The organism is Comamonas sp. B-9, assembly GCF_000410635.1.
Taxonomy (GTDB): Bacteria; Pseudomonadota; Gammaproteobacteria; order Burkholderiales; family Burkholderiaceae_C; genus Comamonas.
In genome coordinates this window covers 48,492-60,097 of record NZ_KE148679.1, presented here as the reverse complement: position 1 = coordinate 60,097, position 11,606 = coordinate 48,492, and the positions used below count along the sequence as shown (strand labels likewise).

Annotated in this window: 11 protein-coding genes; 10 read left to right on the top strand and 1 reads right to left on the bottom strand. The window is 64.2% G+C overall.

All coding sequences use genetic code 11. The features are described 5' to 3' along the window. From H928_RS0125195 to H928_RS30455, 5 genes are all read left to right on the top strand, one after another. Positions 1 to 894 (top strand): M48 family metallopeptidase (locus H928_RS0125195; RefSeq protein WP_027011403.1); only part of this gene is annotated, 894 nt, incomplete at its 5' end. Between the two features lie 40 nt (positions 895 to 934). Beyond that, positions 935 to 1,366 carry a rhodanese-like domain-containing protein gene (locus H928_RS0125190; protein WP_021028985.1) on the top strand — a complete coding sequence of 144 codons (432 nt, stop codon included), beginning with the start codon at positions 935 to 937 and terminating at the stop codon, positions 1,364 to 1,366. Between the two features lie 101 nt (positions 1,367 to 1,467). Continuing rightward, positions 1,468 to 2,295, top strand: coding sequence for an ABC transporter permease (locus tag H928_RS0125185; protein WP_027011402.1), 828 nt, complete (start codon positions 1,468 to 1,470; stop codon positions 2,293 to 2,295). After that, positions 2,285 to 3,667 carry an ABC transporter ATP-binding protein gene (locus tag H928_RS0125180; protein WP_021028983.1) on the top strand — a complete coding sequence of 461 codons (1,383 nt, stop codon included), beginning with the start codon at positions 2,285 to 2,287 and terminating at the stop codon, positions 3,665 to 3,667. Before H928_RS0125185 ends, H928_RS0125180 begins: the two co-directional genes overlap by 11 nt. Further along, complete coding sequence (locus tag H928_RS30455) at positions 3,664 to 6,543, top strand: class I SAM-dependent methyltransferase (RefSeq protein ID WP_021028982.1); 2,880 nt, start codon at positions 3,664 to 3,666, stop codon at positions 6,541 to 6,543. Before H928_RS0125180 ends, H928_RS30455 begins: the two co-directional genes overlap by 4 nt. 78 nt (positions 6,544 to 6,621) lie before the next feature. On the opposite strand, the gene lysM is transcribed toward H928_RS30455, so the two are convergent. Beyond that, positions 6,622 to 7,086, bottom strand: coding sequence for a peptidoglycan-binding protein LysM (gene lysM / locus H928_RS0125165; RefSeq protein ID WP_021028981.1), 465 nt, complete (start codon positions 7,084 to 7,086; stop codon positions 6,622 to 6,624). Between the two features lie 176 nt (positions 7,087 to 7,262). Here lysM and H928_RS0125160 point away from each other — a divergent pair, with 176 nt between their 5' ends. The 5 genes from H928_RS0125160 (at position 7,263) to rfbC (ending at position 11,604) form a co-directional block, all read left to right on the top strand. Then, complete coding sequence (locus tag H928_RS0125160) at positions 7,263 to 8,036, top strand: type III pantothenate kinase (protein WP_027011401.1); 774 nt, start codon at positions 7,263 to 7,265, stop codon at positions 8,034 to 8,036. A 113-nt stretch (positions 8,037 to 8,149) separates the two neighbouring features. After that, positions 8,150 to 9,205: a dTDP-glucose 4,6-dehydratase gene (rfbB, locus tag H928_RS0125155; protein ID WP_021028979.1), complete on the top strand. Its 1,056-nt coding sequence runs from the start codon at positions 8,150 to 8,152 to the stop codon at positions 9,203 to 9,205. A gap of 59 nt (positions 9,206 to 9,264) precedes the next feature. Beyond that, complete coding sequence (gene rfbD, locus H928_RS0125150) at positions 9,265 to 10,158, top strand: dTDP-4-dehydrorhamnose reductase (protein ID WP_021028978.1); 894 nt, start codon at positions 9,265 to 9,267, stop codon at positions 10,156 to 10,158. A gap of 2 nt (positions 10,159 to 10,160) precedes the next feature. After that, entirely contained in the window at positions 10,161 to 11,051 is an 891-nt protein-coding gene (gene rfbA, locus H928_RS0125145; protein WP_021028977.1) for a glucose-1-phosphate thymidylyltransferase RfbA, read from the top strand. A gap of 4 nt (positions 11,052 to 11,055) precedes the next feature. Beyond that, a complete protein-coding gene (gene rfbC / locus H928_RS0125140; RefSeq protein ID WP_021028976.1) occupies positions 11,056 to 11,604 on the top strand; it encodes a dTDP-4-dehydrorhamnose 3,5-epimerase in 549 nt (182 codons plus the stop codon). Positions 11,605 to 11,606: the final 2 nt, after the last annotated feature.

The following is an 11,606-nucleotide window of genomic DNA, read 5'->3' as shown; positions in this document are numbered from 1 at the left end:
CCTGCGCCTGCCGCTGCAGCGCCTCCGCGGCCTGTGCCCGTGCCGATGTCCGCGCTGCCGCCCGCACCGGTCGCCCGCCCAACCGTCCTTCCCATCCCTGCCGCCCCCGCAGCACCCGCCTCCTTGCAGGCCCACCCTGCAGCCAACCGCAGCATTCTGTTGCAGGGCCAGCGGGTGGCCTACTTGCTCCAGCGTGCCAAGCGGCGCAGTATTGGCTTTGTGGTCAGTGAGGACGGCCTGGTGGTGCGCGCGCCGCGCTGGGTGACGCAGCCGGGTATTGACGAGGCGCTGCAGGACAAGGCCGGCTGGATTGTGCGCAAGATCGCCGAGATACAGCAGCGCCGCGCCAGCAGCCTGAGCGCCAGCATCCACTGGGAAGATGGCGCCAGCCTGCCTTTTTTGGGCCAGCCGCTGCAGCTGGTGGTCGATAGCGAGCAGCGCGTGGCGCGCTCCGGGGCGGTCTGGCGGGTCGAGGAAGAGGCGCCGGGCTCGCCCTCGCGTCTCTATCTGGCGCTGCCGCCCAGTGCGGGGCGCACGCAGATCCGCGATCTGGTGCAGGCCTGGTTCATCCAGAGCGCGCGCCAGCATTTTTTGGCGCGGCTGGCGCATTTTGCGCCGCTGCTGGGCGTGCACTACACCAGCTTGCGCCTCTCGAGTGCCGAGACGCGCTGGGGCAGTGCCAGGTCCGATGGCTCGATCCGGCTGAACTGGCGGCTGATGCACTATGCGCCAGCCGTGATCGACTATGTGGTGGCCCATGAGCTGGCGCATTTGCGGGTGATGGACCACAGCCCCCGCTTTTGGGATACCGTGGCCGAGGTGGTGCCTGACCACCGCGCGCTGCGCCAGCAGCTCAAGGACATGCCGGCCCCGCCCTGGGACCGGGCAGCATAGCGGGGCTGGGTCTGCCCGCTATTTTTTGGAAGAGGTATCTATGAGCTTGACCGCAGAACAGCAGACCATTGCGCCTGCCAATGGCTATGCCGGTGATATTGGTGCCCGCCTGGCCTGGCATTGGGTGCAAAACCAGCAGGCCGTGCTGGTCGATGTCCGCACCGATGCCGAACGCGCCTGGGTCGGCCAGGTGCCTGGCGCCGTGGCCATTGCCTGGAAGCAATGGCCGGGCATGGCGATGAACCCGGATTTTGATGCCCAGCTGCTGGCCCTGGCCCAGCGGGCACCCGGCGCCAAGATCGTCTTGCTGTGCCGCAGCGGCGTGCGCTCGGTGGCGGCGGCGCAGCGCGCGAGCCAGCTGGGGCTGGAGGCCTACAACATCCTGCAGGGCTTTGAGGGCGATGCGAATGCCCAGGGGCAGCGCGGCCAGCTCGGTGGCTGGCGCTACCAGGGTTTGCCCTGGTCTCAATGAGCTGTGTAATCGTCGCCGCTTGTAACCGAGCCGCTTCCGAGGCAGTCGGGATAGCGCCGAGCCTGTAAACTTGGCCGCCTCATGATGGATGGAGTCTCACATTGACTGTCGGTGTAGGCAGCGCTGCCTCTGCGCGCGCGTTGGTGGGTAGCGTGCGTGCGCACTGGCCGCTGGTGGTCAAGATGACGCGCCGGGAAGTGAGTGAGCGCTTCAAGGGATCGCTCGGCGGGTGGCTGTGGGCGGTGCTGATACCGCTGTGCATGCTGGTCATCTACACCTTTGTGTTCTCGGTGGTGTTCAAGGCACGCTGGGGCGAGGGGCCCGAGTCCAAGACCCAGTTTGCGATGGTGCTGTTTGCCGGCCTGATCGTCTACGGCCTGTTCTCCGATGTGCTGAACCGCGCCCCTCACCTGGTACTGGCCAATGTGAACTACGTCAAGCGCGTGGTGTTTCCGCTGGAGATTTTGGTGGTGGTGGCCGTGTGCTCGGCGCTGTTCCAGGCGCTGGCCAGTCTGGTGGTGCTGCTCGTGGCGCTGTTGGTGCTGAACGGCAAGATCCCGCTGACGGCCGTGCTGCTGCCGCTGGTCTGGGCGCCTTTGGTCTTGCTCAGTGTCGGCGTGGGCTGGTTTTTTGCGTCGCTGGGCGTGTTTGCCCGCGATCTCAAGCAGATCACCGGGGTGATGACGACGATGCTGATGTTTATCTCGCCGATTTTCTTTCCCGTGCATGCGCTGCCTGCGAGCTTTCAGACCGCGATGTGGCTCAATCCGCTGACTTTTTTCATTGAACAGACGCGCGCCGTGCTGATCTGGGGCCGCATGCCGGACTGGAGCGGCTGGGCGATCAGCATGCTGGCCTGCAGCCTGGTCGCCTGGCTGGGCTTTGCCTGGTTCCAGAAGACGCGCAAGGGATTTGCCGATGTCCTCTGAATCTCTGGCACTGGAAGTGCAGGGCCTGGGCAAGTGCTTCCATATCTATGACGCGCCCGGTGACCGCCTAAAGCAGTTTGTGATGCCGCGCCTCTCGCGCCTCATGGGGCGCGAGCCCAAACCCTACCACCGCGAGTTCTGGGCGCTGCGCGGGCTGGACCTGCAGGTGGCCAGGGGCGAGACCATTGGCATCATTGGCCGCAATGGCTCGGGCAAGTCCACGTTCTTGCAGATGGTCTGCGGCACCTTGGCGCCCAGCTGCGGCGCGGTCACCACCCATGGGCGCATCGCGGCCCTGCTGGAGCTGGGTGCAGGCTTCAACCCCGAGTTCTCGGGCCGGGACAATGTGGCGATGAATGCGGCGCTGCTCGGGCTGAGCGATGCGCAGATCGCCGAGCGCTTTGACTCGATTGCCGCCTTTGCCGATATTGGCGAGTTCATCGACCAGCCGGTCAAGACCTATTCCAGCGGCATGTATGTACGGCTGGCCTTTGCGGTGATTGCCCATGTGGATGCCGATATCCTGGTGGTCGACGAGGCGCTGGCCGTGGGCGATGCGGTGTTCACCCAGAAGTGCATGCGCTTTTTGCGCAGCTTTATGGAGCGCGGCACCTTGCTCTTTGTCAGCCACGATACTGCGGCCATCAAGAGCCTGTGCGATCGCGTGGTCTGGATCGACAAGGGCCAGGTGATGCAGATCGGCCCGACCAAGGAGGTCTGCGACCGCTACATGCAGGCCTGCTATGAGGCCGAGCAGGGCAGCGGGCCGGCCGCTGCGGCTCCGGCGGCGCCGGTGTTCGATGCCGGCCTGCCCTGGCATGACCAGCGGCGCGATTTCTTCCGTGCCGAGCCGCTGCGCAACGATATCGAGGTGTTTCGCTTCAACCCCGAGGCGCCTTCGTTTGGCCTGGGCGGGGCGCGCATTACCGGTGCCTGGCTGATGGACACGCAGCAGCGCCCCTTGCACTGGGTGGTGGGGGGCGAGCCGGTGGTCCTGCGCATCCAGGCCCAGTGCCACCAGCCTCTGCAGTCGCCCATCGTCGGCTTTGTGGTCAAGGACCGCACCGGCCAGGCCGTTTTTGGTGACAACAGCTATTTGAGCTATCTGGGCCAGCCCGTGGCCTGTGCCGGCGGCCAGGTTCTGCAGGCCGAGTTCAGTTTTGACATGCCCCGCATGCCGGTGGGCAATTACGCGATCGACGTCGCACTCGCTGATGGCTCGCAGCACGACCATGTGCAGCAGCACTGGATCCAGGATGCGCTGCACTTCAAGTCCGAGTCCACGAACATGGCCACCGGACTGCTGGGTATTCCGATGCGGTCCATCGTGCTGCAGGCCGGCCAGGCGCAACAGGAAACCTCTTCCCCATGAACCGTATGACAGACCTCCCGGGGCAAGCGCGCGCCAGCGATGGCTGGTTGCTGCCCGCCGCGTTGATGGAGCCCTACCATCTGACCCATCCTGCGCCCTGGGCCGGGCATATTCCGTTTGCCGCCTGGCTGATGGCGGTGGCGCAGCCGCGCAGCCTGGTCGAGCTGGGCGCTTATTCGGGCATTTCCTACCTGGCTTTTTGCCAGGCGATTGCGGAGCAGGGCTTGCTGACGCGCACCTATGCGGTCGACACCTGGGAGGGCGATGCCCATGCCGGCGCCTACGGCGAGGGCATTTTGGCCAGCCTGCGCCAGGCCCATGACCCGCACTACACCCAGTTCTCGACCCTGATGCGCATGCGCTTTGACGAGGCCTTGCCGAGTTTTGCCGACGGCAGCGTGGATGTGCTGCATATCGATGGCCTGCACACCTACGAGGCGGTGCGCCATGATTTCGAGACCTGGCTGCCCAAGCTGAGCGAGCGTGCTGTGGTGCTGTTCCATGACAGCAATGTGCACCGCGATGACTTTGGCGTGCACCAGCTCTGGGCGGAGCTGGAGGGGCGCTACCCCAGCCTGCATTTTCCGCACAGCAATGGCCTGGGCGTGCTGCTGGTGGGCGCGCAGCAGCCTGCATTGCTGCGCCGCCTCTGTGATCGCAGTGATGCGGCCTTTCAACGTGAGGTCTGCCGGGTGTTTGCTACATTAGGCGCGCGCCTGGAGGCCAAGGCCGAGATGATGGCGCTGCAGCATGCGCTGGGTGACCAGCGCCAGCAGATACAGTCCTTGGAGGCGGCCGGCCAGCAGCGCCACAGCTGGATCGAGAAGCTCGATGCAGATATCCGCAGCCTGGAGCTGGAGCGCCAGCAGCTGCGGGGCCATCTGGAAGGCTCTCAGGCCCAGGCCCAGCAAAGCCAGAATGCGCTGGAGCAGGCCCAGACCCAAACCCAATGGCTGACTGCTCAATGGGAGAGTCGCCAACAGCAGCAGCAGCAACATATCGCGCAGCAGGACATCCAGCTGGCGGCCTTGCAGCAGGAAGCGTTGCAAAAGCAGTGGCAGATCGAGCAGCAGGCCCAGCAGATGCAGGCGCTGGCGCGCAAGCTCTCGCCGATGTGGCAGATCACTGATTTGCTGCGCAAAGGCAAGCGCGTGGTCTTCCGGCTCAAGCAAAAGCTGGCACCGTATGAGCCCGCAGGTCTGCGCCGGCTGCGCCATGCGCTGCGCCGCAAAATGCGCCAGGCCCGGGGCGCGCCTATGCCGGCGGTGGCCCTGCTGCCGGGCAGCAACCGGCATTACGGCATTTTGGCCACGGCGCACACGCAGTTTGTCGCCCATGGGCTGGCCCAGGTGCTGCGCAAGGCCGGCTTTGAAGTGAGCCTGCTGCAGGATGTGCCCGCCGAGGGCTTTGGCCTGGACATGTATATCGTGGTCTGCCCGCAGATGTTCAAACAACTGCCGCCCGGTGAGAAGCGCATCGTCTTCCAGATGGAGCAAAGCGTCAGCCCGCGCTGGTTCACCGATGACTACCTGGCGATTTTGGAAAACTCGCTGTCCGCCTGGGACTATGCGCCAGCCAACCTGGCCTTTTTGGAGACCAAGGGCATCCGCTACCCGCACACCTTCCTGGTGCCCATTGGCGGCGTGGCCGCGTATTCGCAGCTGTTGCAGGACTGCGGCGAGCCTGCATTGCCGCCCGCCGAGCCGAGCTGCGATGTGCTGTTCTACGGCGATGTGAATGCGCCGCGCCGCCAGGAGATGCTGCAGGCCTTGCAGCGCCAGTTCAAGGTGCGCATTGAGGGCAACCTGTTTGGTGATGCCTTGCGCCAGGCCGTGCGCCAGGCGCGGGTGGTCGTCAATATCCACTACTACGAAGGCGCCTTGCTCGAGACCACCCGGGTGTACGAATGCCTGAGCCTGGGCACGCCTGTGGTGACCGAGAGCAGTGCCGATATCCACCAGCATGCGGCCTTGCTGGACAACCCCGCGCTGCGGGTGACGCCGGTGGGCGACGCCCAGGCGATGGTGCAGGCCGTGCAGGAGATGCTGCAGCAGCAAGCGCAGGCGCCTGCACAGCTGCAGCAAGGGTTGGCGGATGAGGTGGCCCGCAGCGGCCAGCAGTTTGAATTCATGGTGCTGCGCGCCCTCTATGCGCTGGGCCGCATCGATGCGGCGCAGTGGGAGGCGCTGACGGTTCCGCAGCCGCTGCCTGGCCGCTGCATGGTGCTGAGCATGCCCGAGACCGTGCGCCGCCGCGCCCATTTCATCGAGCAGACCTTGCCGGGCCTGCAGTCCGAGGTGGCGGTGTTCGATGGCGTGCGCTTCAGCCCCGGCTGGCTGGGCTGCGCGATGAGCTACCAGTACCTGGCGCGCAAGGCCTTGCAGACCGGTGCGACGCAGCTCGAGATCATGGAAGACGATGTCGAGATGCCGCCCGACTATGCCCAGCGCCGCGCCCGCGTCGATGGCTGGCTGGCCGCCCATGACGGCCAGTGGGATATCTTTGCCGGTCTGATCGCCAAGATCCACCCGGGCACCCAGGTGCTGGAGGTGCAGGAGCAGGACGGCGAGACCTTTGTGGTGCTGGACCGCATGACCAGCATGGTGCACAACATCTACGCCCGGCCGGCGCTCGAAGCGCTGTCCGAGTGGAACTCTTCCATCCGCGACCCGCACACCAACACCATTGACAGCTACCTGCAGGGCCGTGCCCAGATGCGGGTGGTCACCACCTTGCCGTTCTTGGTGGCCCACACCACCGACATGGACTCCTCGCTCTGGGGCATCAACAACCACGAGTACCTGGCGGTTATCTACAAGGCCGAGCAGGACCTGCGCCAGTTGGTCGAGCGCTTCAAGCAGACGCAGGCCCGTTAACCAGCACACCTGGACAAAAAAAATCCCGCAGCGGCCAGGGCCGTCTGCGGGATTTTTTATCCAAGCTGCTGGGCTGGATTACAGCGCAGGAATGCGCAGCTTCTGGCCGGGGTAGATCTTGTTGGGGTCGCTCAGCATGGGCTTGTTGGCGTCGAAAATCACCATGTACTTGTTGGCATCGCCATACATCTTCTTGGAGATGGCCGACAGCGTGTCACCCGAGACCACATCGTAGTACTTGGCTTCTGGCTCGGGGTTGGTCACGGTCATCTGGTTGTCCACATCGCTGACGCTCGAGACATTGCCGCAGCACAGCGTGACTTTTTCCTTTGCCGACTGGGTGGGAGCCACACCGGTTACCGTGACTTTGCCGGCATCAAAGGCCACCTTCACATCGGACACGCCCAGGTTCTGGGTGCCAATGTATTTTTCGATGGCAGCGCCCGCTGTCGCGTTCAGGTCTTGTGCTGCGGTTGCGGCAGCCGCTTCCTTGCCGCCGAACAATTTCTCACCGGCTTCCTTGATAAAGCTGAACAGTCCCATGGTGACTCCTAGAGGGTTGGTTACAGGAACTGTCCAATATATAGCTATTTGTGAACGCGATGAAGTCAGACGGGGTCGCTTGAAAAAAATTCACAGTGGCGCCAGGAAGACGCGCGGCCCCCGGGATGTTGCACGTGCAACAAGGCGGGCGGCCAAAAAGGCCGATAATGCCGCCCATGCATTTTCTGGCCATCGACGTAGGGAACACGCGCCTCAAGTGGGCGATGTATGACGCAGCACAACCGGGCGCCGCCGTGCTGGCCCATGGCGTGGAGTTTTTGGACAATATCGAGCGCCTGGCCGAGGGCAGCTGGGCCGAGCTGCCCGAGCCGCAGTACATGCTCGGCTGTGTGGTCGCTGGCGACGTGGTGCGCCGCCGCGTGCAGACGCAGATGGACATCTGGGACCTGGCGCCCAACTGGGTGGTGTCGTCCAATGCGGAGGCGGGCCTGACCAATGGCTACGACCACCCCAGCCGCCTGGGCACGGACCGCTGGGTGGCGATGGTGGGCGCCTGGCACCATGTGCTGGCCCAGGGGCGCCAGCGCCCGGTGGTGGTGGTCATGGTGGGCACGGCGGTGACCGTCGAGGCCATCGATGCCGATGGCAAGTTTCTGGGCGGGCTGATACTGCCGGGCCACGGCATCATGCTCAAGGCGCTGGAGTCGGGCACGGCCGGCCTGCATGTGCCGACCGGCGAGGTGCGGCCATTTCCCACCAACACCAGCGATGCACTGACCAGCGGCGGCACCTATGCAATCGCCGGTGCGGTCGAGCGCATGGTGCAGCATGTGATGGCCCACTGTGGCCAGGAGCCTGCCTGCGTGATGACCGGCGGCGCCGGCTGGAAGATGATGCCCAGCATGACGCGGCCCTTCGAGCTGGTCGAAAACCTGATTTTTGACGGCTTGCTGCATATCGCCCACAGCCGCTTTGGCGCCAAGGGCTGAGGCACGCCCACATGCGGTTACAGCGATAGCCCCTGGATTGGCCGAGCCAGGGCAGTGCAGCCGAAGGGCAATGCGATAATGGACGGTTATTTGTTGAACTACCTGTACTGACCATGATTCTCGTCACCGGAGGCGCCGGCTTTATCGGCTCGAATTTTGTGTTGGACTGGCTGGCGGGTTCGGATGAACCGGTGGTCAATCTCGACAAGTTGACCTACGCGGGCAATCTGCACAACCTAGAAAGCCTGCAGGGCGACAGCCGCCACCATTTTGTGCACGGCGATATTGGCGACCGCGCGCTGCTCGACCGCCTGCTGGCCGAGCACCAGCCGCGCGCCATCGTGCACTTTGCCGCTGAAAGCCATGTGGACCGCTCGATCCACGGCCCCGAGGACTTTATCCAGACCAATGTGGTCGGTACCTTGCGCCTCTTGGAAGCTGCCCGCGCCTATTGGAGCGGCTTGGAAGGCGAGCGCAAGGACGGTTTCCGTTTTCTGCATGTATCGACCGATGAGGTCTACGGCAGCCTGGAAAAGGACGATCCGGCCTTTACCGAAACCCATAACTTCGAGCCCAACAGCCCCTACAGCGCAAGCAAGGCGGCCAGCGACCACCTGGTGCGTGCTTGGTTCCACACCTATGGCCTGCCGGTGCTGACCACCAACTGCTCGAACAACTACGGCCCCTACCACTTCCCCGAGAAGCTGATCCCGCTGATGATCGTCAACGCGCTGGCGGGCAAGAACCTGCCGGTGTATGGCGACGGCATGCAGATCCGCGACTGGCTCTACGTCAAGGACCACTGCAGCGCCATCCGCCGTGTGCTGGAGGCGGGCCGTCTGGGCGAAACCTACAACGTGGGCGGCTGGAACGAGATGCCCAATATCGAGATCGTCCAGCATGTCTGCAGCCTGCTTGACGCGCAGCGCCCGCGTGCCGATGGCCGCTCTTATGCCGAGCAGATCAGCTATGTGAAGGACCGCCCCGGCCATGACCGCCGCTATGCGATCGATGCGCGCAAGCTGGAGAAGGAGCTGGGCTGGAAGCCGGCAGAAACCTTTGACAGCGGTATCCGCAAGACCGTGCAGTGGTACCTGGAGCACCAGGATTGGGTGGCCCAGGTGCAGTCGGGTGACTATAAGGACTGGGTCAACAAGCAGTACGCCTGAGGGCGCTAGCGAGGCGGGCCTGGCATCTGCATGCCGGGGCTGCCTGACAGGACGATGCGATGAAAATACTGTTGTTGGGCAAGAACGGCCAGGTCGGTTGGGAGCTGCAGCGCAGCCTGCTGCCTCTGGGCGAAGTGGTTGCGCTGGACCGTGCCAGCACCCCGCTGTGCGGTGACCTGCTGCGCCCCGAGGCACTGGCCGAGACTGTGCGTGCGCTGGCGCCGGATGTGATCGTCAACGCGGCGGCCTACACCGCGGTGGACAAGGCCGAGAGCGAGCCCGAGGCTGCGCGCACGATCAATGCCGACGCCGTGGGCGTGCTGGCACGCGAGGCCCAGACGCTGGGCGCCTGGCTGGTGCATTACAGCACCGACTATGTCTTCGATGGCGGTGGCGACCAACCCTGGCAAGAGGACCAGGCCACCGGCCCGCTGTCGGTCTATGGCCAGACCAAGCTCGACGGTGAGCGGCAGATTGCGGCCAGCGGTGCCAAGCATTTGATTTTTCGCACCAGCTGGGTCTATGCCGCGCGGGGCGGCAACTTCGCCAAGACCATGCTGCGCCTGGCGCAGGAGCGCGACAAGCTGGCCGTCATCGACGACCAGTGGGGGGCGCCCACCGGTGCCGACCTGATCGCCGATGTGACGGCCCATGCGCTGCGCACGGCGATGGGCTCGGCGCAGGAGCTGAGCGGTATCTACCACCTGGTGGCCGGTGGCGAGACCACCTGGAACCGCTATGCCCGCTTTGTGCTGGAGACGGCGCGCAAGATCAACCCGGCGCTGAATCTGACGGCGCAGGAGGTACAGGCGGTCGACACTTCGGCCTTCCCGACACCGGCGCGCCGCCCCCACAATTCCCGTTTGAACACCCACAAATTGCAGCAGCGCTTTGCGCTGGATTTGCCTGACTGGCAAACCGGCGTGCAGCGCATGCTGCAGGAGATTCTCTGAACATGACAGTCCAAGCACGCAAAGGCATCATCTTGGCGGGCGGCTCCGGCACCCGCCTGCACCCGGCCACCCTGGCGGTCAGCAAGCAGCTGCTGCCGGTGTACGACAAGCCGATGATCTATTACCCGCTGACCACCTTGATGCTGGCGGGCATCAAGGAGATCCTGATCATCAGCACGCCGCAGGACACGCCGCGCTTTGAGCAGTTGCTGGGTGATGGCAGCCAGTGGGGCATCCACCTGGAATACGCGGTGCAACCCAGCCCCGATGGCTTGGCACAGGCCTTTTTGATTGGTGAGAGCTTTCTGGCCGGTGCGCCCAGCGCGCTGGTGCTGGGCGACAACATCTTCTACGGCCATGATTTCCACAAGCTGCTGGCCAGCGCGATGCAGCGCGATACGGGTTCCAGCGTCTTTGCCTACCATGTGACCGACCCCGAGCGCTATGGCGTGGCCGACTTTGACAAGCAGGGCAAGGTGCTGTCGCTGGAAGAAAAGCCAGCCAAGCCCAAAAGCAACTATGCGGTGACCGGCCTGTATTTCTACGACAGCCAGGTGGTGGAGCTGGCCAAGAGCCTCCAGCCATCGCCGCGCGGCGAGCTGGAGATCACCGATCTGAACCGCCTGTACCTGGAAAAAGGTCAGCTGAGCGTGGAAATCATGGGCCGGGGCTATGCCTGGCTCGATACCGGCACGCATGACAGCCTGCTGGATGCCGGCCAGTTCATCGCCACGCTGGAAAGCCGCCAGGGCCTGAAGATTGCCTGCCCGGAAGAGATCGCCTGGCGCAGCGGCTATATCGACGACGCGCAGCTGGCCGCGCTGGCCAAGCCTTTGGCCAAGAACGGTTACGGACAGTACCTGCAGCGCCTGCTGCAGGAGCCCAAGGAGTAAAGGCATGCAAGCCATCGACACGGCGCTGCCCGACGTCAAGATCATCGAGCCCAAGGTATTTGGCGACACGCGCGGCTTTTTCTTTGAGAGCTTCAACCAAAAAGCCTTTGATGCGGCGGTGGGCCAGCACTATGACTTTGTGCAGGACAACCACAGCAAGAGCAGCCGGGGTGTGCTGCGCGGTCTGCACTACCAGCTGGAGCAAGCCCAGGGCAAGCTGGTGCGGGTGGTGCAGGGCCGGGTGCTGGATGTGGCCGTTGACATCCGCAAAAGCTCGCCCAGCTTTGGCCAATGGGTGGCTGTGGAGCTGAGCGAGGACAACCAACGCCAGCTGTGGGTGCCACCGGGCTTTGCCCATGGCTTTGTCGTGTTCAGCGAGACGGCAGAGTTCCTCTACAAAACAACGGACTACTACGCGCCGGCCCACGAGCGCTGCATTATCTGGAATGATGCACAGTTGTCGATCGACTGGCAGTTGAACGGCCTGGAGCCGCAGCTGTCGGCCAAGGACCAGCAGGGCAAGGCCTTTGCCGAGGCCGATGTTTTTGCCTGAGT